At 54.0% G+C, this 25,139-nt stretch carries 25 protein-coding genes; 8 read left to right on the plus strand and 17 right to left on the minus strand.

Annotated elements, in window-relative coordinates; translation table 11 throughout:
* Positions 1 to 99: 99 nt before the first annotated feature.
* Positions 100 to 1,917, minus strand: coding sequence for a putative Ig domain-containing protein (locus ONV78_RS14920; RefSeq protein WP_279504198.1), 1,818 nt, complete (start codon positions 1,915 to 1,917; stop codon positions 100 to 102).
* A 305-nt stretch (positions 1,918 to 2,222) separates the two neighbouring features.
* Here ONV78_RS14920 and sbcD point away from each other — a divergent pair, with 305 nt between their 5' ends.
* Positions 2,223 to 3,539, plus strand: a complete 1,317-nt coding sequence (gene sbcD / locus ONV78_RS14925; RefSeq protein ID WP_279504200.1) for an exonuclease subunit SbcD — start codon at positions 2,223 to 2,225, stop codon at positions 3,537 to 3,539.
* Positions 3,536 to 7,225, plus strand: coding sequence for an AAA family ATPase (locus ONV78_RS14930; RefSeq protein WP_279504202.1), 3,690 nt, complete (start codon positions 3,536 to 3,538; stop codon positions 7,223 to 7,225). The genes sbcD and ONV78_RS14930 overlap by 4 nt, the downstream gene beginning before the upstream one ends.
* Before the next feature lie 66 nt (positions 7,226 to 7,291).
* Here the strand turns inward: ONV78_RS14930 and ONV78_RS14935 are convergent, their stop codons facing one another.
* The 3 genes from ONV78_RS14935 to blaOXA all read right to left on the minus strand — a co-directional run bounded on the left by ONV78_RS14935 (position 7,292) and on the right by blaOXA (position 9,728).
* The gene (locus ONV78_RS14935) at positions 7,292 to 7,516 is read right to left on the minus strand and encodes a hypothetical protein (RefSeq protein ID WP_127968486.1); all 225 of its coding nucleotides are present in this window, start codon (positions 7,514 to 7,516) and stop codon (positions 7,292 to 7,294) included.
* Between the two features lie 159 nt (positions 7,517 to 7,675).
* On the minus strand, positions 7,676 to 8,713 hold the full coding sequence (locus ONV78_RS14940) for a hypothetical protein (protein WP_279504203.1): 1,038 nt from the start codon (positions 8,711 to 8,713) through the stop codon (positions 7,676 to 7,678).
* Between the two features lie 202 nt (positions 8,714 to 8,915).
* Positions 8,916 to 9,728, minus strand: a complete 813-nt coding sequence (blaOXA, locus tag ONV78_RS14945; protein ID WP_279504205.1) for a class D beta-lactamase — start codon at positions 9,726 to 9,728, stop codon at positions 8,916 to 8,918.
* A gap of 194 nt (positions 9,729 to 9,922) precedes the next feature.
* Between blaOXA and ONV78_RS14950 the strand changes: the two genes are divergently transcribed.
* Positions 9,923 to 11,026 (plus strand): ABC transporter substrate-binding protein, encoded by a 1,104-nt coding sequence (locus ONV78_RS14950; protein ID WP_279504207.1) that lies wholly within the window; start codon positions 9,923 to 9,925, stop codon positions 11,024 to 11,026.
* Here ONV78_RS14950 and ONV78_RS14955 read toward each other — a convergent pair whose 3' ends face one another.
* Complete coding sequence (locus tag ONV78_RS14955; RefSeq protein WP_279504209.1) at positions 11,027 to 11,809, minus strand: secretin N-terminal domain-containing protein; 783 nt, start codon at positions 11,807 to 11,809, stop codon at positions 11,027 to 11,029.
* An 83-nt stretch (positions 11,810 to 11,892) separates the two neighbouring features.
* The gene (locus ONV78_RS14960; RefSeq protein ID WP_279504210.1) at positions 11,893 to 12,603 is read right to left on the minus strand and encodes a hypothetical protein; all 711 of its coding nucleotides are present in this window, start codon (positions 12,601 to 12,603) and stop codon (positions 11,893 to 11,895) included.
* Between the two features lie 189 nt (positions 12,604 to 12,792).
* Between ONV78_RS14960 and ONV78_RS14965 the strand changes: the two genes are divergently transcribed.
* Both ONV78_RS14965 and ONV78_RS14970 read left to right on the plus strand, forming a co-directional pair.
* A complete protein-coding gene (locus ONV78_RS14965) occupies positions 12,793 to 13,629 on the plus strand; it encodes a hypothetical protein (protein WP_279504212.1) in 837 nt (278 codons plus the stop codon).
* Complete coding sequence (locus ONV78_RS14970; RefSeq protein ID WP_279504213.1) at positions 13,626 to 13,829, plus strand: hypothetical protein; 204 nt, start codon at positions 13,626 to 13,628, stop codon at positions 13,827 to 13,829. Before ONV78_RS14965 ends, ONV78_RS14970 begins: the two co-directional genes overlap by 4 nt.
* 6 nt (positions 13,830 to 13,835) lie before the next feature.
* On the opposite strand, the gene ONV78_RS14975 is transcribed toward ONV78_RS14970, so the two are convergent.
* Positions 13,836 to 14,777 carry a LysR family transcriptional regulator gene (locus ONV78_RS14975; RefSeq protein ID WP_279504215.1) on the minus strand — a complete coding sequence of 314 codons (942 nt, stop codon included), beginning with the start codon at positions 14,775 to 14,777 and terminating at the stop codon, positions 13,836 to 13,838.
* Positions 14,778 to 14,928: 151 nt separating this feature from the next.
* Between ONV78_RS14975 and ONV78_RS14980 the strand changes: the two genes are divergently transcribed.
* The gene (locus tag ONV78_RS14980; protein ID WP_279504217.1) at positions 14,929 to 15,795 is read left to right on the plus strand and encodes a DMT family transporter; all 867 of its coding nucleotides are present in this window, start codon (positions 14,929 to 14,931) and stop codon (positions 15,793 to 15,795) included.
* An 8-nt stretch (positions 15,796 to 15,803) separates the two neighbouring features.
* Here ONV78_RS14980 and ONV78_RS14985 read toward each other — a convergent pair whose 3' ends face one another.
* Positions 15,804 to 16,346, minus strand: a complete 543-nt coding sequence (locus tag ONV78_RS14985; RefSeq protein WP_279504218.1) for a YaeQ family protein — start codon at positions 16,344 to 16,346, stop codon at positions 15,804 to 15,806.
* Positions 16,347 to 16,410: 64 nt separating this feature from the next.
* Positions 16,411 to 17,211 carry a transporter substrate-binding domain-containing protein gene (locus ONV78_RS14990; protein ID WP_279504220.1) on the minus strand — a complete coding sequence of 267 codons (801 nt, stop codon included), beginning with the start codon at positions 17,209 to 17,211 and terminating at the stop codon, positions 16,411 to 16,413.
* Positions 17,212 to 17,412: 201 nt separating this feature from the next.
* Here ONV78_RS14990 and ONV78_RS14995 point away from each other — a divergent pair, with 201 nt between their 5' ends.
* Positions 17,413 to 18,381: a hypothetical protein gene (locus ONV78_RS14995; RefSeq protein ID WP_279504222.1), complete on the plus strand. Its 969-nt coding sequence runs from the start codon at positions 17,413 to 17,415 to the stop codon at positions 18,379 to 18,381.
* A 12-nt stretch (positions 18,382 to 18,393) separates the two neighbouring features.
* Here ONV78_RS14995 and ONV78_RS15000 read toward each other — a convergent pair whose 3' ends face one another.
* Both ONV78_RS15000 and ONV78_RS15005 read right to left on the minus strand, forming a co-directional pair.
* Entirely contained in the window at positions 18,394 to 19,335 is a 942-nt protein-coding gene (locus tag ONV78_RS15000; protein WP_279504225.1) for a ribose-phosphate pyrophosphokinase, read from the minus strand.
* Positions 19,336 to 19,450: 115 nt separating this feature from the next.
* Positions 19,451 to 20,170: a sterol desaturase family protein gene (locus ONV78_RS15005; protein WP_279504227.1), complete on the minus strand. Its 720-nt coding sequence runs from the start codon at positions 20,168 to 20,170 to the stop codon at positions 19,451 to 19,453.
* A gap of 161 nt (positions 20,171 to 20,331) precedes the next feature.
* On the opposite strand from ONV78_RS15005, the gene ONV78_RS15010 reads away from it, so the two are divergent.
* Positions 20,332 to 20,745: an FAD-binding oxidoreductase gene (locus tag ONV78_RS15010; protein ID WP_279504228.1), complete on the plus strand. Its 414-nt coding sequence runs from the start codon at positions 20,332 to 20,334 to the stop codon at positions 20,743 to 20,745.
* Between the two features lie 7 nt (positions 20,746 to 20,752).
* Here the strand turns inward: ONV78_RS15010 and ONV78_RS15015 are convergent, their stop codons facing one another.
* From ONV78_RS15015 to ONV78_RS15040, 6 genes are all read right to left on the minus strand, one after another.
* Positions 20,753 to 21,556: a F0F1 ATP synthase subunit gamma gene (locus ONV78_RS15015; RefSeq protein WP_279504229.1), complete on the minus strand. Its 804-nt coding sequence runs from the start codon at positions 21,554 to 21,556 to the stop codon at positions 20,753 to 20,755.
* A gap of 3 nt (positions 21,557 to 21,559) precedes the next feature.
* Positions 21,560 to 23,065 (minus strand): F0F1 ATP synthase subunit alpha, encoded by a 1,506-nt coding sequence (locus ONV78_RS15020; protein WP_279504231.1) that lies wholly within the window; start codon positions 23,063 to 23,065, stop codon positions 21,560 to 21,562.
* A complete protein-coding gene (locus ONV78_RS15025; protein ID WP_279504232.1) occupies positions 23,058 to 23,786 on the minus strand; it encodes a F0F1 ATP synthase subunit delta in 729 nt (242 codons plus the stop codon). Before ONV78_RS15025 ends, ONV78_RS15020 begins: the two co-directional genes overlap by 8 nt.
* A gap of 27 nt (positions 23,787 to 23,813) precedes the next feature.
* Positions 23,814 to 24,086 (minus strand): ATP F0F1 synthase subunit C, encoded by a 273-nt coding sequence (locus tag ONV78_RS15030; RefSeq protein ID WP_127968503.1) that lies wholly within the window; start codon positions 24,084 to 24,086, stop codon positions 23,814 to 23,816.
* Positions 24,086 to 24,790, minus strand: coding sequence for a F0F1 ATP synthase subunit A (locus ONV78_RS15035; RefSeq protein ID WP_216736446.1), 705 nt, complete (start codon positions 24,788 to 24,790; stop codon positions 24,086 to 24,088). Before ONV78_RS15035 ends, ONV78_RS15030 begins: the two co-directional genes overlap by 1 nt.
* Positions 24,791 to 24,854: 64 nt before the next feature.
* Entirely contained in the window at positions 24,855 to 25,121 is a 267-nt protein-coding gene (locus tag ONV78_RS15040) for an AtpZ/AtpI family protein (protein WP_216736447.1), read from the minus strand.
* Positions 25,122 to 25,139: the final 18 nt, after the last annotated feature.

Below are 25,139 nucleotides of genomic sequence, written 5' to 3' on the forward strand. Positions count from 1 at the left end.
GGACGGGTCACCCTAATAAAAAAGGCCGAACATCCCGATGGATATTCGGCCTGTCTCGAGGCTGGCAGTCAGCCGATCATTACACTCTTATCAATAACATCAGTTACAGGGAACCGCGCCGATGTCAGAACCGTCACTGGCCGCGCCGCAGACAGGGGAGTTGGGGAGCGGGGTGTAGTTTTGATTGTTATAGTCAGTTAGCAGCGGATCTGTAAATAGACTATTGATATCAAAGCCGGCATTTTTCCAGCGGGTTTCTGTGAACTTGCCATTCCATTTTCCGGCGACATATACACTGGAGGAATGTATCAGGTTAAAGTCTCTGATAAACAAGTCGGAAGTCCAATACTCGTTTTCTTTAGCGTCACAACAATTGTAGGGCAGAGTTCTTCCGCCTATATCATCAATAATATTGTTACGCATCTGAACGCTATTCGCTCCTCCGGTTGGCATGCCGCCATCATGGCTAACTCCACCTAATATAGTATTGTTCTGAGCCAGTATGTTGCCAAATCCTCCAACCATACTGCCTACTAGTAATCCATAACGTGACCCTGCAAGTCTGTTGTAAAGTACGTCAACACTGTACGAATACTCTTGACTCAATACACCTAGGCCATATTTAACATTATAGGCAAGGTTGCCACGCAATGTATTCTTATAAGAAGAGTCCTTGTCCCGAAAGCCAAACCCATCAATATCATGTGCGATATTATCTTCCACTAGAGCGTAATGTACGTTAAATAGCGCGCTAGAAGAGCCATGAATATTTGATATTATGTCTCCATGAATCCCTGATCCTCGATCAAACAGATCATGAAACTCATTATCCTGAATGATTATGCGCTCCGCGCTTTTGCGACTGTCTCCATAATAGATAAAGCTTGGATTACCTTTATCTGTGGCGTCATATAAGGTATGCATGTGGTTACGTCTGAATAGCCAATCAGGATTGCTCGCACTCAGCTTTATGCAATAGGTTACGCAGTTTTTGATTTCTAACCCGTCAATAACTCCAAACTTTCCGAGAGCAGTCGTTGCTTCCTCAAAGTTAAAGTCTATAACCGGCGTTTCGCCAGGATAGGCGATCAGCTTATTTGCTTTATCCTCCTCATATTGAAACACTTCCGTATAGTTCCCACCTTTGATATATAAAATATCATCGGCGTTACTTTCGGAAATTCCATAAGAGATAGATTTCCAGGGCGTCGTCTGAGAGCCATCTCCAGATGAGTCAGAACCATTGGGAGAAACGAAGCGAAATCCTGATTTTGTCACCTTAACAGTAAATGATTGTGAGGCTGTTTCTTGATTGCGGTCATAAATAGCAACTTGTACGCTAAATGTTTGCCCTTCCAATTGTGAAGAGGGTGTCCAGGAAATTTCGCCGCTACGTGGATCAATAGTCATGCCTGATGGCTTTTGATCCAGCATAAAGTAATAAGGGTAACGTCCGCCCACAACGCCTAACCGAGTGTTATATTCAACTCCGGGATATGCTTTTGTGATTGGCCAGGAAATAACCTGTGGCGTGTCGCTCACCATTGAGTATTTATTGGCGGGCTGTCCCTGTGGCTCAGATATTTCCGATAGCGAAGTGGCTAGTGTCCAACCATCCTCTCCTGTGTCGTAATCAATCAGGTACCATACCGGACCCACTGAACTTGGGTATTTTTTCCCGGCAACAATGATGCCGGTAGCTCCTTGAGGCTGGCTGCCAATACTCGTCGTTGAGCTGGTTGGTGGGTTGTCATAGATCTGAACAGCCTCTTCAGTTTGAACGCGGACGTTAAGCTGATAAGGACTTGGAGTTGAGCCTGCCTGTGCTAAATGCGCCACTAGCATAGCGGGCGCGGCAAGCATTAGCTTTCTGCACCAGTTTATTTGAGGGAATTGAGTCGTATTTATTCCTGACATGACCGTCACTAGCTCCTTGGTCGTAAATAAGAGAGTTGTTTTTGTATTCGGGCGGACGGGAATGCTTTTCTCCACCGAGCCCGGTCATGTAATTTATCTTACGACTAATAACGAAATAACTGGGGTGTGTACTAGGTAACCACTTGAAAATAAGTGACTAAATGTGTTTTTGAGAGGCGCTCGAATGTAGGGGAATGGTCCTGTTTTTATAAGACGGAAACATAGGGCTGGTGACTTCATCTATAGCCTTTACCCGCCAAGCTTCGTAAACTTTGCCGAAATTTGGATTCGGCTGACTTTTTCTAATGACCTTTCGTATTCTTCATACCTCGGACTGGCACCTTGGCCAGCATTTTTTCGGTAAAACGCGGGCGGACGAGCATGCCATGTTTTTCAACTGGCTGTTGGAGCAAGTCCAGGTGCATGAGGTGGATGCTTTAATCGTCGCGGGCGATATATTCGACACTGGAGCGCCGCCCAGTTACGCGAGGGAGTTGTACAACCGCTTTGTTGTGGAGTTACAGCGGACGGATTGTCAACTGGTGCTGTTGGCGGGGAATCATGACTCTGTCGCCACGCTTAATGAATCCAAAGATCTGCTGGCCTGTCTGAATGTGCATGTTGTGGCGGGTATGCCGGAAACGCCAGAGAACAACGTGCTGTTGTTGAATGATCGCAATGAAGAGCCGGGCGCTATTCTGTGCGCGGTTCCCTTTCTGCGGCAGCGTGACCTTACCACTAGCAAGGCGGGACAGGACGGTGTTGAGAAACAGCAGGCGCTGCAGCAGGCGATTGCCGATTACTATGCGCGCCTGTTTCAGTTGGCGCAGGCGCGTCGTGAGGAGTTCGGCGAGGCGCTGCCCATTATCGCCACGGGTCATCTAACGACGGTGGGGGCGGAACTCTCGGAGTCTGTGCGGGATATCTATATTGGCGCGTTGGACGCGTTTCCTTCCGGCGCCTTTCCTCCCGTGGACTACCTCGCTTTAGGCCACATTCATCGCTCACAGAAGGTGGGCGGTCAGGAGCATATTCGCTATAGCGGTTCGCCCATTCCTCTGAGTTTTGATGAGGCGGAGCAAACCAAATCGGTGTTGATGGCGGACTTTGAAGATGGGCGTTTGCAACAAGTGACGCCACTGGAGACGCCCTGTTTTCAGCCGATGCAAGTGATTCGCGGCGATCTGAAGTCTATAGAGAAACAGTTGGGCTCCATTGTTGCGCCCAATTCGCAACTGTCGCTGTTCAGCAATGCGGATAAGGTCTGGGTCGATATCGAGGTGGCGGCGACGCAGGACTATCTCGATGATTTGCAGCGCCGCATCCAGGACATGGTTGGCGCTCTGCCGGTGGAAGTGCTTTTGGTGCGTCGCGAACGCAAGAATAAGGGGCTCAGACTTGAGCGGCTGGAGAAAGAAACCCTGGCGGAGCTGACGGTGGAAGAGGTTTTTGAACGCCGCCTCGCTCAGGAAGTCTGGGAAGGAGAAGATGCGGAGGCGCGGAGGCAGCGCCTGATGGGGATGTTTCGTCTGGTGGAGAGTGATGTGCTTACGGACGGCGTGGAAGCGGAAGTTGTCGCTGAATCCAGTGTTGAAGCCTCTGTGACGGGGGACGATGCATGAGAATTTTGAGTCTTCGCCTCAAGAACCTGAACTCCCTCAAAGGCGAGTGGAAAATAGACTTCAGAGCAGACCCTTTCCATAGCAATGGGCTGTTCGCCATTACAGGACCGACCGGCGCCGGCAAAACAACATTGCTGGATGCGATCTGTCTTGCGTTGTATCACCAGACGCCACGCATCAACGTCTCGCCCATGAACAATGAGATCATGACCCGGCACACTGCGGAGTGTCTCGCCGAGGTCGAGTTTGAAGTCAAAGGCGAAGCCTATCGCGCTTTTTGGAGCCAGCGACGTGCGCGCAATCTGGCGGAAGGTCGGTTTCAGCCGCCTCAGGTCGAATTGGCGACAGCGGACGGCAAGATCCTGGCGGATAAAGTAAAGGATAAGCTGACCCTGATTGCGGAATTAACGGGTCTGGACTTCGCACGTTTCACCAAGTCAATGTTACTGGCGCAGGGCGGCTTTGCTGCGTTTTTGAACGCCCCAGCGAATGAGCGCGCCGAGTTGCTGGAAGAGCTTACCGGCACGGAGATCTACGGCAAGATTTCCGCCCGGGTCTTTGAACGCCAGCGTGACGCAAAAGGCGAGTTGGAGCGACTGCGGGCGAAGGCGGAAGGGCAGGACTTGCTCAGCGACGATGAGCTGACAGCCTACTATGAAGAAGCGGCGGCTCTCGACACTCAGGAAAAAACAGATACCGAACGCCTTGAGATTTTGCGGGCGCAGAAGCAGTGGCTGGACCGATTGACCCAGGCGCAGCAGTCCTACAATGAAGCTGAACGGCGTCTTACCGAGGCGACGGCGCGGCTGGAGCAAGAAAAAGCTGACTTAGGGCGACTGGCGCTGAGTGAGCCGGCGGAGAAGTTGCGTCCTTTCTATAAAGACTTCCAGCAGGCCCATGACGCTTATGCGCAGACGGAAAGGCATATCAAGTCTCTGACGGAAAGCCTGGAATTAGCTCGCGAAGAGCTGGAGCGCAAATCCTCTGAACTTGCGTCGGCGAAACAGGCGTTGATGCAATTGCAGACGCAACGGGAAGAGTTGGAAAGCCTGGTGGCGGAAAAGGTCATGCCTCTGGATCAGGCGATCGAACAACTCAGTTCTCTGATGCGGCAGCAACAAGAAACTGTCACTGAGACCCTGCGACGCCAAGAGGAATCTGGAGAGCAGGAAAAAGCCCTATCTCTCCAGTTGAAGGCGTTACGGGAGGAGATCCAAGAGGCGAACGAATACCTCGAAAGCAGGCGCTCCCATAAGCTATTGCCGGAGAATCTGCCTCTATGGCGGGAGCGTCTGGCGCAGCGAACAAAAGCGACGGTTGAGCTGGCCAAGTTGCAAGAGGCTGTCAGCATGCGTCAGGCGGAGCATCGCCAGCAGGAGGCGGAGTCTGTTCGTTTACAGGAAGCGCAGGCTACGGCGCACAGCGTTCTGGAAGAGCGTCGTCAGACCGTCGCCGCGACTCAGCAAGCCATACTCGATGTATTGTCGGGAGTGACCGAGGCAGACCTGCGTGAACGCCTGGTGTCAATGCAAAAAAGCCGCACGGATCGCTTTCGGCTGGGACGTTTGGCGGATGATCACGGCAAACGTAATCAGGAGTTAACGGCGCTGAATGCGCAACTCAGCCAGCGCGAGAACGAGTTAGAGCAAGGAAAGCAGTCTCTGGCGTTGATGCGTAAGCAGTATAAAGCGGAGAAGACGCATCTGGATGACCTGGATCGTCTGCTGCAGCAAGAGCGTCAGATTGCTTCGCTCAGCGAGCATCGCGCCCGCCTGAGCCCCGGAGAGCCTTGCCCTTTGTGCGGCTCTCACGAGCATCCCGGCATCGCGGCTTATGAAGCGCAGCGGGAGTCCGACACAGAAAAACGCCTGCAAGAGAAGCGCAAGCAATTGCAGGAATTGGAGGACAAGGGCAGGAAGCTGAACGAAGCGGCGGCCCGACTGTCCAGTGAGTTGGAGTTGGGGGTGGCAAGCCGCGACAAGCTGAATCAGGAAATGGCTGCTCTGAAGGATGAGTGGACGCAGTTGTGTCAGGAGTTCGGCGTCAATCTGGCGATTGATGCGCCTGCGGGCGCCCAAAACGGCGTTGATGTTTATTTACAGAAAGAAGAAGCCAAAGAAAATGCTCTGGCGGAGCGTGTGCGGTCGTTGGAGCAAACGGAAAAACAACTGCAGCAAGCTAAAGAGTCAGCGACTGCTGCGGAGCAGGAGCTTGGCGAGATCCGCAGAAAGTTGGAGCTGCAGCAGCGCGATCTACTGAATCTCGGCAAAGAGATTGATGCGCACCTTGCGCAGCAGACCGAGCAATGCTCTGTGCTGAGCGCCCTTGATCAGGGGCTGACGGAAGCGTTTTCCAGTATGGGCTATGGGATGCCCCAGGAGGATGAGCAGGACGCCTGGCTGGAGGCGCGTAATGCCGAAGCGCGAGAGTATCAGGCTCGCCAGGAGAAGCTGGAGCAGGGCGTGAAACAAGCCGGGGATCTGGAGCGTCAGCGGGAGCATGTAGCGGAGAAAACCGCGGATATCGCGCAAACCTTAAAAGGATTGCAGGAAAACTTGGCGCAGACGGAAACGGCGTTGGCGGAGAAAAAATCGCAGCGTCAGGCGTTATTTGGCGACAAGTCACCGACGGAAGAGCGTAAGCGTATGCAGGAGCAATTGGCGGCGGCGGAGAAGCGTTGGGCCACATTGCAGGAAGCCAAAGAAATGGCCGACACTGCGCTGCAGCAGCACTTGGGACGTGAGGAAGTGTTGAAGACGCAGCTGGGCTCACAGCGTGCTCTATTGTCCGATGCGGAACGCTTGTGGAGCGAAGCGCTCGCCGCCAGCCGCTTTACGGATCAAGCCGCTTTTGAACAGGCGTTGATTAATGAAGAAGAGCGGCAGGCGCTGGCGATATTGAAGCAGGAGCTGGATCAACAGAAGGATCGAGCGGCCACCCTGAAGCAGCGTGCGGAAGCAGAATTGAATGCGTTGTTGGCGGCGCCAGCAACTCAGTTAAAAGACGCTGAATTGACGGAGCAGCTGCAAGCCCTCACGGATGGCCTGAAAGCCATCAGTCAAAAACAGGGTGAAATCAAACAGTTATTACAAAGCGATCAGTCCAGGCGGATGAGCCGGCAAAAGCTGCTGGTCGATATTGAGTCGCAGCAGCAGCGCTACGACGACTGGGCGTATTTGAGTAGCCTTATAGGGGCGGCGGACGGCGCTAAGTTCCGCCGTTATGCGCAAGGTCTGACTCTGGACCATCTGGTCTATCTCGCCAATCAGCATTTAAGTCGCTTACACGGTCGTTATGAGCTGGAGCGCCGTGAAGGCGAAGCTCTTGAGCTGCAAGTGGTGGATACCTGGCAGGCGGATACCGTCAGGGACACCAAAACCTTGTCTGGCGGGGAGAGCTTTCTGGTGAGTCTGGCCTTGGCGTTGGCCTTGTCTGATTTGGTCAGCCATAAAACCAGCATTGACTCACTGTTTCTGGACGAAGGCTTCGGTACTTTGGACAGCGAGACCTTGGAGGTGGCGCTGGATGCCTTGGATTGCCTGAACGCCAGCGGCAAGATGATCGGCGTCATCAGTCATGTAGAGGCGATGAAAGAGCGTATTTCCGTGCAGATCAAAGTGAAGAAGATGAGCGGGCTGGGCGTTAGCCGGCTAGATAACCGGTACTGCCTGGAAGGCGTTATGTAGGGCGCTATTCGGAAGAAATTGAAGGCAATAAAAAACCGAGGCGTTCGCCTCGGTTTTTTTGTCCGCTTAGAGCAGAATGTGCACTTTGCGGGGGTCGCTCTCAAGTCCGAAGAAGTTGGTGATTTTCTTCTCACCATCTTGCACTAATTCACGGACTTCTGAGGCTGATAATTCTTCCGGGATATTACGGGGCATCAGTTCCCGTAACTCGCCGCCGAATGCGTAAAAAAACAGCTCGAGTCCGCTTGGATGAATGGCGTTTCTTTGGCTGCTATTGATTATCCAGTCCACAACACTAACCGTATATGTTTCTATGTATTCGAGAGTAGTCTAAAGAATCAGTCGGTTAGCGGTCTGTAGTGGATTCTCTGTAAGCATTATTGCTTAAGGCTGGAAACGCAGATATAAGCCTGGGCGAACTTGCTGTTCGCCCTTGAAAAACAAGGCTTTTCAGCCATTGCAGCGTTTGAGGGCGGGGATAGCTTTGCGCATATCCTGCAAACTGAATTCCTGGTGAGCAAGCGACGACTTTTGCTCACCTAATACCAGGTAAACGTGCAGCATTTTGCTCTTTTCCAGTTGCTCGCTCAGGTCCGACAAGACAAGCGTGCGGGTAGGGTAGTCCTGTTGTGAGAAAGACATCAGCTTGGACTGGTCCAGGCGTAGGCCTACGCCGCGCTTTTTCAGGAAAATGTCTGATGAGGCGTAAACGACAAAGCGGCCCGGCTCCAAGGATAACCATATTTGAGAGGTGTGGTCGCCGATTTCCACCTGGCGGGTTGGCGTGCTGAGGCGACAGCTGTCCGGGTGTTCTCCATCCCAGTTGCGTTCCAGGGTCCAAATGCCGAATGAAGCGACGCTCTGACTCAGCGCGGCTGTCGTGGAGGAACGTTCGATAGAGGTAGGCTGAGCTTTGACTTCCACGACCTTCAGTGACCCGGCTTCTTCATCTATGACATCTTCACTTTGCCCTACCGCCTTAGCGTTGGCTTGCACTGGCGAAGGCTTTGAATCTTGCGCTATCGCCAGCATGGGCTGTGAAGTCGCCTGTTGATCATGGGGGGCTTCCGCCGTCGGCGGCGTAAGTGCGGAGGCTGCTGTCGTCTCTGTGTCGACACTCGGCTCTTTACTGGTTTGCGTTGCAGCTTGGAGTGAATCCTTGTGCGCTAACGCCGCTGTCTCATGTCCAGCCGCAGGAGGCTCGCTACTGATGATTTCTACTGAAACCATAGACGGTTCGAGTTCTTCGCCTTTAAGGGCTTCACTAGATGCGGGGACAGCTGCAGTCTGAGTCTGAGAGACGGACTCATTAGGGACGACAATCTCTTCCGCTTGGCTGATCTCCTCTTGTGGCGCGGAGGGCTCCGCGTCTTGCCACCAGGAAGTCGCACACCCGTGCAGGCTGACGACCAGACTGACGAAAAGGCTGAAACGAATTGTGTTGTGGAGACGACGGGAGAACTGCGATTTTATTATTGTTAGTGGCATGGCTGTTACCCTGAAATAGGCGATTGCTGAATCGATATGACAGCTGTTGACTGGGCAGGCTAGCACTTAATTTCAGGGCAAACTGATAAGCAGTCCTCGAAAACAACGGGATGTTCACATGGCGGCGACAAGCCCGCCGCTTCTGTTATCGCAGGCGAGACAAATAAAAGGCCGCTACTTGTTCGCCGGCTGAATAACGCCTCTATGGCAGAATCCCCTCCGATGTCATGATGCGTCGGGGAATGCTTTTTCTGAACGCCAGCTTTTCATTCTTGTCGATATCGAAATTGGCGGCGAAGAAATACAGGTCAGCGCCTTTTTCCACCCATCCGACCCACCAGGCCAAACCAGATTTGGTTGCATCGTTGTATCCTGGCATGCCCAGGCTATAGCCGGTTTTACTCCTTAATACAAAGGTGTTGGCGGCTTCGGTCAGCAGCGCCTCTTGTACGATCAGTTGATTGCGTTCAGAAAATGGCAGTCCGGTGTAATAAAGGCGGGACAGGAATTCAATTTGCTCCGCGGCGGATATTCGCAGCGCGCCATCAAGCCAGAAGTGGTCCGCGCTGCCGCTGATATCGGCGTTGCCGTAGTTCACTTGAGCGACATGATGGCGCATGCGTTCTTCGCCAATCTTTATCGCGAGTTCCTGAAAAACCGGCTCGACGGAGTTTTGCATGGCTCCACGTAAGCTGAAGTCGTCTTCCCATATTTTGAACGGGCGTTTTTGCCCATCCCAGTGAAACACTTCCCGGCCGTCTTTCAAGACTCCGGTCTCCAACGCAATCAGCGCCTCCAGGATTTTGAATGTGGAGGCGGGGACGAAGCCCTCTGAGGCGCGTTGCAGATCGCTGGTTTGACAGTTGTCCGCATTTTGTTTGCAAAGCACGAAGACGCCCTGAACCTGGGCGTTGCGGAAATACTCGCGCCAGTCGCTGCGCTCCGTTAGCTCGCGGGCGTAAAGAGAGGAGCAGAAACATAAAAAGTAAAGGGTAGTCAGAAAGCGCCGTAACATGGTGCACTCCGAGTCTTGGGGCGGGGAGCGCATACTATTACGGCGGCGCAGGCCGCGCAATCAGGAAGCGCCGACATGGAAGGAAAAATTTTTGCGTCAGTGGGCGCCAGGCGGATTCTTTGCAAACTAGCGGTTATGGTCCACTCTTAATGGAGGTGCCTTATCTATAAATAACTATGAATCTCGCAACTGTAATGAAGTTCTTGCGCGGCTTCATTGTCGTCTGGGTTATCGCTTCGTCCGGTCTGTGTCATGCTGGCGCTCCGTCTGTCGGACGCTTGTCCGATACGGATTATTTCCTGTTTATATCACCGTCTCCCGCTGAAAATATCTTCTGGGGGAAGACCGGCGCCTTCGCCAAAGACGTGGCGAAGGACCTGGGCGTCAAACTGGAAGTCATGTACGGGAACGATCAACGCTTCAATGTGCTGAAAATGGGCATGGAGGCGCTGCAGCGTCCCAATCCGCCGAAGGTGATTATTGTTGGATACTTTTTTTCCATTACAGAAAAGCTCCTGCAGGAAGCTAATGCCCGAGACGTCGGCGTATTTCTTGTCAACACCAGTGTGCCGGAGCGCGATCGGGTTCTGGTGGGACAGCCGCGTTCGGAGAAGTTTCCTAATTGGCTGGGACATATGTACCCCGACGATGAGGAGGTCGGCTATCTGGTCGCGGCGGAGTTACTGCGACAGGCTCAGGCAAAGTGGCCGCGAAAGGGCAGCTTTGACATGCTGGCGTTCAGTGGAGGTATGGATTCCACTGCGGCTTTGGACCGTAACGCCGGTTTGCGGCGATTTCTGTCAGAGCACACTGATAAGGTGAGCCTGAAACAACTGGTTTACGCCAACTGGTATTGGGATGAAGTGACGGCCCGCGCTCCGAAAATGTTGGAACGCTATCCCTCGGTGGACCTGATTTGGGCCGCCAGTGACTTGATGGCCCTGGCGGCGCGCTCAGTCGCGCGGGAGCCGGAGCGCCTGATTGGCGGTGTGGACTGGTCGAATGAAGGGTTAGAAGGGGTAAAGGACGGGCGCCTGTCCCATAGTGTGGGCGGGCACTTTGTCGAAGCCGGCTGGGCGGTCGTGCTTCTGTATGACTATTTCAACGGCGTTGATTTTGCGGATTATCTAGGCGTCACCATTCGCACGCATCTGGCTGTGGCGACGGCGGCCAACGTAGATAAGGCCATCGATGTCGTCACGGAGGCCCACTGGGCTAAAGAGGATTTTCGCCGTTTCTCTTTATCGTTGCGCCCGGAAAATAAGGGCTACCACTTCCACGACTTTTTTACTGAATAGCTAATTCCCCAATAATTCAACTTTGATGAGAACGCTTTGTTCATCTGCGCTCTGTCTGCGTGTGGAATAGGTTATGCCGCTGTCTGAGCGGCTGCTGGTTAACGACGCGCCTCCCAGCTCCACCCACTCGCCGAGCTGGACGACGCGAATGGTGTCCAGGGAAGACGTATTGACGCGTTGTTGTTGAATGTCGTCGCGCTCGTTGCTTTGTGAGCGGACTTTCAATTCAACCCGGTTCTGTCCGGTCAGACGGGGCTCTACGTAGACGCCGCTGCTCAGATCCAGATATTCCACGCTATCCACCAGTCGGCCATTGATCCGTTGCGTCGTTCTGACAGGCTGCTTCTGGCCGGTATTGATAAAGGCGGAAGAGCCTTCCACGACGGTGAGCGTTTGCTGCCCGCCGCCCCGGGTGGAGTAGACTTTCTTGCCTGCTTCGACCCGCGCCGATCCGCCTTCGTTGCTGATGACGCCTGAGACGCCCCAGCCGCTGTTTTCTCCTAACCGGTTGCGATCACGGCTGACCGTAATGAGAAACTGCCGTTGCGGAGTATCCAGTTGCATCACCAGGTCATGGATTTCCGCAATAACCGAGTCGTCCGCCCGAATCAGCAACTGGTTGCGATGACCACTGATATGGGCCTGATCCTCGGGGTACAGTTCCCGAACCTGGCGCGCCATGTCCTCCGCTGTTCGGTGTTGCAGTGTGATCGTTTCCAGACGCTGGGCCTGTGTCATGAGACTCAGGCCCAAAGCCAACAGCAATGTTATGGCGCGTAGCATGTCCATACTCCCTCAATCGATTCTGGCCTGACCACGAAAAGTGGGAGGCGTGCTACCTGAGGATAATGGACGTCGCCGAGGAGTTAAAGAGTGGACGCTGCGCTTCCGCTGGTTTCTTGCCTGAGTCGTTCGCCGAAGTTTTTCAGCGCGTTCAGACGGGCGAGGCGTCGGGTTTCATACCTTTCTGAGTACATGAATGGTCGGGTTTGAGACGCTTTGCCGAAGGCGCGGGCGAAAGCGTAGAGATAGCCGTTGCGAACATCCACCAGAGAGCCTTCCAGACGCACGTCCGACGACGTGTGATGCGCCGGGACCACCCACATGCCGACCAGTGTGATGTTGAGAATACTCAGAGGGTTGGCGTACTCCTCCTCACTGCTGTTGATGTCGAAAGCGAGCCAGGCGTCCGCCTGAAAGCGCGCGGCCTCCATACGCTGTTCTTCAAGCTGGCAGTTGTCATACTGATAGCAATTTCTGCGCGACGACTCCGGTGCGACAAATAATTCAGACACTAGGCCGTTTTGTTTCAAGAAGGACTTCCATGACTCGATTTCCTCAATCTCCTCCTGGCTCCACGGGTTGTCATTGGCGGGTTGTGGTACGTACAACCGCAATGGAAGCTCGGCTTGCGGCTTCAGTGCGTCGATTTCTTTGACCGAGTCCGCCCGTGCGTACTCTTTGGGCTGTCCAGACTCGGCGGATATTCCTTCCATCGCGGCGCGATTGAAGTGAGAAGAGGTGGCGCAGCCACTGAGGTAAAGAAGAGTGATAGCGGCTAAAGCAAGTTTTTTCATGATCGGTTCCTAGTGCTGATTGCGGCGCTTGACGCAGCCTCTGATTCCCGGTCAGCATAGCGATCTGGAAAGAGGCCTAAAAAACCAGTTTTATAGCAAAAACTGGTCTTGACATTTTGCAGAACATAAATGCCTACAACTTTTAACAAAATTCATCGCTTAAAACGTCTTTGGACATGGGAAGCGTTTGTGGCCCAGTATGAGGCTGGCCCGGATATCAAAACGCTGAAGGCGAACTATCACCATCCCCACCATAAACCCAATAAAAATACGGTGGACATTATCAATGCTTTGCATGAAAGGGAGTTTCCCAATCCGTTTCCTGCGGCATTGGAAGGCATGTTCGATCTGTACGAGGACTTGCTTCGTCGTAATTGCGACCTGTCGCAGGAGGAGAATATCGGGCGTCTGGAGTTTTTCCTGCGTCATGAGTTGAGGATTGCAGGGCGCGAGCCTGTGGGGGGCGCGCGTTTGTGGTGGTTGCTGGGAGATATATTGTTTGACCGTTGCCTTGGCGCGCGTAAACGCAATCAGGACCAGCGTATGCTGGCGTATCGCGGAGAGGCGATTCAGGCATACCAGTCCGCACTGGATATTCTTGAACAGGCGCAATTGGCTAATTTAGTCATCCGTTATAAGTTGCGGCAGAATATCCTCGCCTGCTATCTCAATGCGTCGAAACGCCGGGGCGTGTGGACGAAAGATCCAGAAACCCTGAGTTATTTTCATGAATCTTGTTTTCTGGCGCGTACTAAAGAGCTGCTGGCTGAAGAGCCCTTCCAGTGGAGTATCGCCAGAAACGGGCTGCGTTTTGCGTCGCTGTTGGAGAATGCGGAAGAAGTCACTTATTTTTTCGCTTGTCTGCTCAAGGTCAGCGTCCAATTCGCCGACTTTGATTACCAACCCTATCAAGCCCCTGCGATAGGACGCAGTAAAGACTTTGCATGGGCGCGAGAAAATGTATTGACGGATGAGCGGGTGCGCAGCCTGATTGACGAGTGCAAATTAAAAGGAAAATCCAAGTGATAAAGCTGTCTAGACTGAAGTTGCGTTGGCTGCGGCCTGCGTTGGTCGCTTTGTTGGCGCTGGTGTTGTCGTCCTGCGCGTCGCATCATCAGCCTGATCCGCAAACTCAGCATCCGGTTTGCGACGAAACGCAAACAGACAAAGAATGCCGCAAAGCGGAGGAGTTATCCGAAGACGATGACATGGGGCGTTTGCGTTGAGCGTTTTTAATCATTCAATAGCTCGTCCGCCTCGATGAATCCGTCGCTGAAACGCTCGGAAACCATCACCGTCCGTATGGCTTGCGCCAGCACTGCGAGCCGCTTGCGGATTGGCGCTGACGGCGGATAGCTCAAGTAAAACTCCGTCAGTAGCGGCGCGCTATAGGACGGAAACAGCTCAATGACCTTTCCTTCCGCGATATCCCACCCCACAGCGAAGCTGGGCAATATCGCTACTCCCAGATTATTGCGAACGCCTTCCGCCAGTGCGAAGGTATTGCCTAGGCGCATGCGCTCCGGCATCGCATCCAGATTGAGATCATTCTGCTTTAATAACTGTCCCCAACTGGCGGCTTTGCCGTTGGCGCGGGTTAGCAGACGGTGATGTCTTAGATCTGCGAGAGTGTCCGGCAGACCGCGTCGCTGCAAATACTCTTTGCCGGCCACCACCTGTTTTTTGGAGGTCGTCAGCAGGTGATGCGTCAACCCGGCGCCTGTCGCAGGAGAGCGAATTGCGACGTCAAACTGCTGCGCGACAAGATCGATCAGGTCGTCACTGACGTGTAACTCTATTTGCAGCGCAGGCGCCAGACGCTCCAATTCCGCAATGGCGGCAGGCATAACCAGACTGCCGAAGTCGACGGGGGCGGTGACCTTTAGCCTGCCGCTGAGGCTTTCACCACTCAGACTGTCGAGAGTCGCCTGCAGGCGCTGCTCGCTGACCAAGTACTCATCCACCAGATTCTGTCCGGCATGGGTCAGATGGATGCGGCTACCGGATTGGCGCACGACCAGACAAACCCCGATCTTTTGCTCCAACTGCCGAATCTGGTAGCTCACCGCCGCCTGGGATACGTGCATTTCCTCCGCCGCGCGGGTAAAGCTGCGCGCGCGATAGACCGCGGCGAGAAAGGGAAGATGGGCGATGATGTGATGAGATAAATTCATAAAACAATTTTATTAATTAATAAAAATAAACTCGTTTCACAAATGTTAGACGCTGCCGCAAGCTATCCCAAGTGAAATTTTCCGCCTCGCACTGCTGATCTGAGGGATTGGTGTGTGCGATGTGTTGTAGGACTGATTTTAGGGGGCGACTATGAGAGCGGCGCTGATGGCCCTGTGCGGCTTTTTCTTTTTTACCTGGATGGACTTAAGCATCAAACATTTGCTGGCGAATTACCCGTTGCCACAGGTCATTTTCTTCAACTGCCTGTTTGCTCTGCTGGCGTTATCGGTATGGGTGGCTCCACGCTGGACGCTATTGAAGACATCGCGGCCGGGCCTGCATTTAGTTCGGGCCGTCATGCTGTTGCTGGTCGACGCCCTGGCGTTTTACAGCTATGGCGCTGCGCCGCTAACGGAGGCGTACAGTCTGATTCTGACCATGCCTGTGTTTGTCGCGGTATTCGCGATGGCGATGAATATGGAGCGCTTCGATACGGGACGCTTCATGTTGGCGCTGATGGGCTTTGTCGGCGCGTTGATTGTGCTCTCGCCAAGCTTTGGCGTGGTGAATATGGCTTTATTGCCCGCCTTGGCGAGCGCCATGATTGAAGCGGCGGCGTTCATAATGGTCGCAAAATACAAAGACCAGGAGCATCCTCTGGCGTTCGCCGTTTATGGGCTGAGCCTGATCGTCGTCGTGACGGGATGCTGGCCCGGATGGTCTCTGTTCTCCTTTGATATGACCGCGCTGGCGATCAGTGCGGCGGGCGGAGTGTGCTACGCGCTGGCGACTTTGTTGGTGCTGTCAGCATTTCAGAGCGGATCGCCCAGTACGGTCAGTGCGATGCAGTACTCTCAGTTGGTATGGGGGATGGCGTTGGCTTATGTGTTCTGGGAGGAAACGCCTGCGTCGTTGGCGTTAATCGGCGCTCTGCTGATCGCTGCAAGCGGTTTATTGCTGATGCGGCGGGAAATGAGCGCACGGCGCGCCAGAAAGCGCGCGCCGCTCGCAGCGTAAGCGAAGCCTTATGCGGGAAACAGGCTGACGGGTTCGATGGCGACGCTGTTGGAGGCGTCGCTCAGCCAGACCTGTCCATCCTGAATGGTGCATTGCAGATCCATGGCGCGTTGCGCCAAATCCGCCAGTTGTTTGGTCGTCTCTGCGCTGACTTCCATGATGCGCAGGTTATCAAAGCGGGCGAGTTCGTCCTGATTTTTCCGCCACCATAACGGAACGGCTCGACCACCATAGGCGTAAATGATGACTTGCCTGGCGCGACCGCAGGCTTTGCGAATGCGGCTTTCTTCCGGTAGTCCGAGATCAATCCACAGGTCGATTTCATCACTCAGGCTTTTTTCCCAGATATCCGGCTCATCCTGCGTGCTGATGCCTTTGGTGAACTGCAGGCGATCTGATGCGTGCAGCGCGAAAGCGACCAGACGCAGCATCATGCGTTCGTCGGTTTCTGAAGGGTGTCTGGCGACGGTGAGTGTCAGGTCCTCGTAATAGTTCCGGTCCATATCTGCAACATGCAGTACGGCTTTATAGATGGTTGCTTTTAACGCCATGGGGGTTGCTCCGCTGATTACGGCGGGGATTATACATCTGCGGTGATCACAGTGAGAGGCTCGATTACTCGGGGTTGAGGTATTTCTGATGGATCGCCTGGATTTCTCCCTTATCCCATAGCGTCTGCAGCGCGAGCCTGAGACTGTCTACGGTTGCGTCCGGCGTCTCCAGGCTGCAAGCCATATAGAGGTTGTAGGAAATGTCGTCCAACGTCAGCACATTCTCTACCTCCGCAGGGGAAAAACCTTCTTGTTTCAACATGATGGGGAGGCTGAACTCACTGAATGGAATCAGGTCGATGCGCTTGGCGAACAGCATGCGAATGTTGAGCTCGTCTTCCGGCATCAGCACAATATTCTTCCCCACCTCAAAGCCCTGCTTAACCAGATAATCCTGCTTGATATCCTGATACTCACCGCCGACGACATAGCGTTTGGCGTCTTCCAGGCTGCTGATAGTGATGTTTGACCGGCTTTTCAGCTTGTAGAGGTTGACCCGAAACGGCGCAATCTCTCCCACCCACTTGAACATCGGCTCTCGTTCGGAGGAACGGGCGATGGAGTAGATCAGCGTGTTGGGTTCGGTCTGAGCAAGTTTATAAGCCCGCGCCCATGGGTAAACACGGAACGAAGACACACCGACGCCAGACTTCGCCAACACGGCTTTCACCACTTCCGTCGCCATACCACGGATTTCGCCGCTCTCTTCAAAGGAATAGGGGGGGAAGTCGGTGGTGACTACTTTGATTTCTGCTGCGGGAAGTCTGAAGGAACATAGCGCGAGCATTATTATGACAAGCAGTACGCCAAGCTTTCCTCTTTTGCTAAATGATGAGTTTTCCATAACGGTGCTGCTAAGAGACATAGTTTGTCCTTTTCATGTGGCGTATCAGGAATAAGTTTAATGCATAACTGAAAGCTTTCACCCCGGAATCTAAATGAGCTTACCGTGAATTTTGCTTCGTGAAATAACTCTTATATTTCATGCAATTATTTTTTATACGTGAGGCGTTTTCATCTTTTTTGGCGCTAATACTATGTTTTAGTAGCCCAAGGAAATGAAACGATGGATTTCGCAATTAATCCGGATGATTTGAAAAGGACTCAGGCCGTTCTCGCAACCAACGGCTTCGGAGAAGTTCTTCACACTGCTGCATGGCTGGTTGCGATGTGTTACGTCGGGAAGGCGTCGGATGTGGAGTTAATTATTGATTCTCTGGAGCCGCCGGGTGATATTGTTTCCGACGCGCAGATGCTGCACTTTTTACATAAATTTCATCCAATAAACTCTAAGCTTAAGCGACAGAATAAAGACGATCCTCTCACGACAAACCGCACCACTCTTACTGCCTATAGTCACCTCGATGAGCTTGGACCTCCGTTAATTCGCGAAGAAATCAGAAAGGCGTTTGTATTCGCCTGTAGCCCGGTTAATCCAAGCATTGAAGGTCAGCTGCACCGTCTTTTGGGCAATATACAGCGAAACAAAGTATTGGTGTGGGTCCGGCGCGGTAGCAAGGACCGGCGAGGTACATCAGAGGCGTCTTTGCAGCAGGTTGTGGAAGCGCTAGATGCGCGAGGTCTTGTGGCGGTGCTTGTTGGCGACCTCCGGGATATCAAGAAGGTTCCTGCAAAGGCGATTGATCTGACTCCTGTGCAAAACACGCTTTACACATTGAAAGCTTCTTATGTCAGCCAGGGGGGCATGTTACTTTGCGCGCACGGTATGGGGGTTTTTGCGTCGATAGGCATGATGAGTGGAGGAATGGATTTTGGCGCGTTTCTGGGGATACCTACGGTCAATATAACCAAGTATGCGCCCAGCCCAACTGTGTCTCAGCGGATGCGGGCGATGGCTAAAATAGCGTACATGAAAAACGTGGGTTACGACGAAGCCTGCTACGACTCACAAAGTAATACGCCTTTGCCTCAGCGCGTTATTGATGAGGCGATGAGCTACATTAGCGCATGGCATAAGAAGTCCACGTATCTGGCTTCTTGGTGGGACCCCGTCAACAATAGTCTGTTCCGTTAATCGCTTCCGTTATTAACTAAACAAAGCCCCCACACTCTCCCCGGAATGGATTCGGCTGATCGCCCCCGCCATTAGGGAGGCGACGGAGAGTTGGGTGATTTTCTCCAGTTGTTTCTGTTCCGGTAGATAAACCGTATTAGTGACGACCAAAGATGAAATATTCGCTTCACGCAGATTGGTGATGGCGGGACCGCAAAGCACTGGGTGTACGGCGCCGACATGAATGCTGCGTACGCCGGCTTGCTGCAGGGTTTTGACGGTGGACATCAGGGTGCCGCCGGTGGAAATTTCATCTTCGAAAATCACGGCGTCCATATCCTTGACGTCACCGACGACGTGTCCTTGTTTGACCTGAGTGTCGCTGACGCGTCGTTTATCGATGATCGCCAGAGGAATATTCAGGCGTTCGGAAAAGCGTCCCGCCCGCTTGGCGCCGCCAGCGTCTGTCGCAACCGCCACCATCCGGCTCAGGTCGTAGTTCGCTTTGAAGTAGTCGGCGATCAGCGGGACGGCGGTCAGGTGATCGACGGGAATATTAAAAAAGCCATGAACCTGGTCTGCGTGTAAATCCATGGTCAACACCCGATTGGCTCCGGCGGTTTGCAGCAAGTCGGCCATCAGCTTCCCGGCGATGGAAATGCGGGGAGCGTCTTTCTTGTCGGAACGGGCGTAGGAGTAATAGGGAATGACTGCAGTGATACGGCGGGCGGAAGCGCTGCGTAAGGCGTCCAGCGTAATCAGCAGTTCCATGATGTGTTCGCTGACCGGCTCAGTGAACGGCTGCACCACAAATACGTCCCGTTCGCGCACGTTTTCCTGGATCTGCACAAACAGGTTGTCGTTGGAGAAACGTGAGATTTGCAGGGGGCTTAGATCTATCCCCAAATGCCCGCATATTTCGTGGGCCAGGGCTGGGTTGGAGTTGCCGGTGAACACTTTCAGGGGATGTTTCATTGCGCCTCTCTCGTTGGGTTCCGCGCTGCATTGATAACCCGTATTACACATCAATTCAAGGGATTGCGCTATTTTATTAGCGCTAACATCCCCTGCTTTTTGAGGGGGGAGGTATTTATTCCTTATGGACGTCGCGGTACATCAGCATATCCCATAGGCGCTGTTCTTTGGCGTCGTCGAAACCGCAGGTTTTATTCCAGGTTTTGGGATTCTCATAAGTGCCAAAAAGCATGTCCCACCAGGTAATATCGCCATAGTTATTCTTGTGGCGACCGTATTCATGATGAATACGATGCATTTCCGGGCGCTGGAAAAAGTAACCCACCCAGTGCGGCGTCTTGATATTGGTGTGATAAAAGAATTCGCCGATCGCCGTGCAGAAGGTATATACCGCGCCAGCGGCTGGGTCCAGGCCGAGCAGCGCATAGACCAGCAGACCGCCCAGGATGGAGTTGAAGATCATTTCACCCGGGTGTTTATAAAAGGATGTGATGACTTCAAGGCGCTGAGGACTGTGGTGTATTTGATGGAAGATGCGCCATAAAAAGTCGCTTTCATGGCGCCAGCGATGCCACCAATAAAAGACGAAGGTGGCGATGAAGTACGCGAAAAAGCCGCCGGCGATAGGGTTCAGATGACTCGAAAGATTGAAAACGGAGTAAGCAGACAACCAGATTTCCCAGGTGACGCCTGCCAGCAAGACCACCGCCAGTTGGAATGCATTCACCAGTAATACGCGGAACCACCAGCTCTTTACCTGTGGCAGACGCCAACCGGTGTGCACACGTTCCAGAATAAAACAGCCGATAAAAATCAAGAAGAGACAAAGCAGCATGATGCGGTCCTGGCAAGAGTGTTGGGTATCGTTTGAAGAACGGCCACCTTGCCTGATTGATCCGCTTTAGCGCTAACTTGGGGGGACAGGTTGCACTTTGTAATACGCAGGGTTCTGGCATAAGCTACGGGCAGGATTACCGGTGTTGGATCGATTGCTCTATGTTCGCCCGCAATATTGTTTTGACGTTATTATTGCTAGCTCCCGCCTTATGCGTCGGCGAGGAACTCAAGCCTTTCGTCAGCGATGGCTGCAGTATGTTTCCCGATGGCTCCATCAGTGAAGAAAATCTTTGGTTTGACTGCTGCTATCAGCATGACCTGGCCTACTGGAGAGGTGGAACATACGAAGAGCGCGTACAGGCGGATAAAGCCTTGCAGCAATGCGTCGCCGGCGTAGGAGAGGAAAGCCTGTCATTTGTGATGGAAGCCGGTGTGCGCGTCGGTGGATCGCCATACTGGCCGACCGGTTTTCGCTGGGGATATGGCTGGCCTTACCTGAGAGGCTACAAAGCGCTCACTGATGAAGAGACGCGTCAGGTTGAAGAAGCGTTGGAAAAGTTGAGCGCACCTTAGCGCTGCGTCAGTCGGCCACCACAAATAACAGAGCCTCTATATCCTCAATAATTTCTTCCTGACGCAGCATATTGGTTTGTAGCGTTAGCGCATTCATACGCTCCTGCAAGTGGCGTGTTGCGTACTCCAGATGACTGAGCCGCTTCCTGTTTTCCCCCAGCAATGCATCCTTGAGACAGGATTGTAGAGAGGCGAATAGATACATGGGGATCAGTTCCAGCAACAACTCCGGCGCAGGACGATACATCATGGGAGTTATGGCCGCGGCGGCGCCTCCATGATTCCGCTTGGGGAAAAGTGGAAATCGGCGGGGATGTCCGTCCTGCTCCCGGTAGTAGAGAATCTCCGCCTCGGTTAATGGGTAGCGTTGGCTGTGTTGGGACAGAAGCGCGACCAGCTCATCGGTGACCGATTCAACGTCTTCCGCCACGGAAGGGCCCGAGACTTGCGCCAGCACTTCAAAGTTTGCGTGGGCATGGCGATATAACCGGTCGCCCACCAAAATGGCGCCACATGGCGTTGTCCTCATCATCTCAGTGGTTGCGTCGAGCAGACGACGGTTGATATCGCCACAAAAACCTCGCTCTGTTCCCATCACAATGACCAGCTTGTTAAGTGGCCTGTCCTCACTAGGATGTTGCTGCAGTTTTGCTATGGCGGCGCGCATGTGCTCGGCGATCGCCAATTGCGGCGGAATCTGTCGCTGTAACTTGCGGGTTTCCGCATAGGCGAGGGCTTTTAGCGCCGCCATGATTTTATTCAATGTGGCGTACAGCTCTTTCTTACTCTGCAACTGGCGTCTGCTTGGCATGGTTCAGTCGTCCGCGTGCGTCAGCATTTCCTGGAGCGCCGCCGTCCAGTCTTCTCGGGGCGTTTCCAGACTCAGGCGAGTGCTGAGCCCGGACTGTATCTGTAGCAACACTGAAGGGATGTCTGTGAGGCTATGGTCATCCAGAAGCCCTTCGTTGTAGGCAATCATCCAGGCCAGTTCCTGTTCCGGCGAAAAGCGTTCGAATCGGTCCTGTTTGAGGAGTTCGCGGAGCAATTGGCCGCGTTTGATAATGGTCTGCATGCCTGGGTCCAGTTTGGCGCCGAAACGGGTAAAGATCTCCAGTTCCAAAAAACGGGAATAGTCCAGCTTCATGCGGCCGGCTTCATGTTTGATCGCGGGGTGCTGGGCTTTGCCGCCGATGCGCGATACGGAGCGCCCCACGTCAATGGCGGGGCGTACGCCGGCGGCGAACAGGCTGCGCTCCAGATAGATCTGGCCGTCCGTGATGGATATCAGGTTAGTGGGGATGTAAGCGGCGATTTCTCCCTGTTGGGTTTCCGCAATGGGCAATGCAGTGAGGCTGCCCCCGCCTTGCTCGGGCGAAAGGCAGGTCGCCTGCTCCAGCAAACGAGCGTGTACAGAGAACACATCTCCAGGATAGGCCTCGCGCCCAGGAGGTCTGCGCAGCAACAGAGACAGCTCCCGATAGCTGCGCGCATGGCTGGAGAGATCGTCATACACCACCAGAACATGGCGTCCTTGGCGCATCCAGTGCGACGCCAGCGCTGATCCGGCGAACGGCGCCAGATACTGCAAGCCGGGGGGCGAGCCGGCGTCAGCCACCACCAGTGTGGTGTAGGCGTCAGCGCCGTGCCGCTGCAGCGTCTGCATGACATTGACCGCCGCGCCTCGTTTTTGTCCGATCAACACGTAGACACAGCGAACATCCTTATCTTTCTGATGTAACACCGCATTCAGCGCGATGGAAGTGCGTCCCAGACCTTCGTCGCCAATGATTAATTGCCGCTGTCCTCTGCCGATAGGAATCATGGCGTCGATCATGCGGATGCCGGTATAAAGCGGTTCGTGCACGAAGTCCCGTTCAACAATGGCTGGAGTGGGAGCGTTAAGGTTAACCCAGGCGCCTTCATGCAAGGGCGGTTGACCGTCCAGAGGTCGGCCGGTGGGATCAATGACACGGCCAAGCAGGTTGTCATGGGCCATTAATCCCAAGGGACGACGAGTACGATGCACCTCTTGTCCGGCGGTCAGGGAGCCGGTTTGTTGCAGAATGACGGCGCCGACCAGTTCTTCGCAAAGGTCGAACACCATGCCCTGGCTGCCGTCTTCAAAATCCAGCAATTCTTCCATGCGCGCCGACGGCAGGCCCTTGATCCAGGCGACGCCATCGCCGACGGACACCAGCACGCCGCGCTCCTGTATGCGAACGTCAGGGGAGTAGTCGGATATCCAGTCACGGGTGCGCCGCAGCGCGCGGTCATCTTTGTTGGGATTGGGATCTTGCATGGGGTCAGAGAGATTATTCATGGTGTGACTCGGCGAAACCTCTTAATTCATCCGCCAGATTCAGACCGAGCGTCCAGCCTCCAGAAGCGATTCTGACGCCGGCCAGAAGACTTGCGTCCTGTTGAAAGAGTATGGAGCGATGGTCCGTCGTTAAGGTTTGCAGCGTCTCCTGCAGATGCTGTTGGGCGCTTTCCTGTAGCGGATAGGCTGTGCTGATTTCGATGTCGCCGCCATTGCGCAGGCCGCTGAGTCGTTCCGGGGGCCATGCGCTGACCCGTTCACAGAACAGATTGACCAAGCGTTCTTCCAGGTGAGGATCGGCCAGTGGCTGCAGCAATGCGGAAGCGAAACCTGCGCCCATCTGCAACGCCTGCTCGGTGGTCTCTCTGCGCCACTGCTGGTTCTGGCTTTCGCGAGCTGCGCGGGCTTTGTCCACCTCTTGATCCAGACGCACTCGCAATGACTCCAGCTTGCCTGCTTTTTCGCGGGCGAGTTCTTCCTGCAGTTTATGACGGGCTTCCTGCTTCTCCTGTTCCCAGGTCTGCAGACGCTCGTTGTACTGGCGCTTGAGAGCGTCGGCCTGCTCCTGGGCGTCGCGGGCCTGATCGAGAGAGGCTTTGATGTTGGCTTGCCGCTGCTCGACGATGTTCAGCACGGGGCGGTACAGAAAGCGTTTCAGTAACCACACCAGAATTATGAAATTGATAATTTCCAGTGCGACGGTGGTCCAATCCAGTTCCACGGTATTTTCCTTCTAGGCCGGTCGGAATTATTGCGCTGGCAGCAGGTATTCCAGAAGCGGATTGCGGAACAAGACGATCAGTACGATGACCAGCACATAGATCGCCAGGGATTCAATCATCGCCAAGCCGATGAACAGTGTGCGGGTAATCGACTTTTCCGCTTCGGGCTGACGCGCCAAGGCGTCGAGCGCGCTGCTGATGGCTTTACCCATGGCCAGGGCGGGCAGCATGGCGCCCAGCGCGATGCCGATAATCGCGGCGACGGTCGAGAAAGATACAAAGCTGTTCATGGTCTCCATTAAGGGGCTCCTGAGTTTGAACGTGACGAGGTCGTTACGGGGGATTCCGTTGTTTGTTGCATGGCGCCGGCGACATAGATCAGCGCCAGCATGCCGAAGATGTACGCCTGCACCAGCGCTTCAATGATGTGCAGCATGAGAATAGGCACCGGCGCCAGAAAACCCGCTACCAGCAGAATCAGCAGCGCCGCCATTTCCAGGCTCATGATGTTGCCGAACAGGCGAATCGCCAGCGCTACGGTGCGGGTGATCTCGCTGATAATGTGAAACGGCAGCAGGATCGGACTGGGAGACAGGTAGTGCCTAAAGTAGCCCAGGCCCGATTGGCGGACGCCATAGGCGTGCACCGCAAAAAACACGACCAGCGCCAGGGCGGCGGTGACTGACAGGTCGCGAGTGGGCGAATGCATGCCGGGAATGACGCCAAGCAGATTGGCCACGGGAAGGAATATCCAGAAGGTTCCTATCAACGGCAACAAGCGCCGCGCATTGCGGCTGTCGGCGTTGGCGATGGCGTTTTCCAGCGTCAGAACGACGCCTTCCAGCATGGCTTGTACGCGACCCGGCTGAAGAGAAAGTCTGCGCGTCATCAGAATGCTTGCGACGACCAGAGCAAGCATGATCAGCCAGGTTGTGACTACGGTTTCATGGATCGCCAGCGGGCCGATATGCAGCCATACCGGAGTCGATACGCCGTCATTCATAGGTGTGTCCTTTGCGATGCCCTGTGTAGTAAAAAGAAAATCCGGGTCGGCTGACGCGCATGATTTATTCCCGTAACGCCAGATAGGCGTTGACACCGCCAACGACGATTCCCAGCAAGATAAAGCCGACTGTCCAGCGTACGGAGTAACCTTCTCCAAGCCCGTCCAGCCAATGCCCCAGGTAAGCGCCCCCGATGACAGGCAATACAAACAGAAAACCCAGCACGCCAAGGATGCGAGTGGCCTGCATCAGCGTAGAGCGTTCCCGGCCGGCCTTGTCGAGACGGGCTTTGTCCCGTTCCAGATTGTCCCGCAAGCGTTTGTATTCCATGGCTCACTGGTTTCCTCG

Source organism: Hahella sp. CR1 (assembly GCF_029813005.1).
Taxonomy (GTDB): domain Bacteria; phylum Pseudomonadota; class Gammaproteobacteria; order Pseudomonadales; family Oleiphilaceae; genus Hahella.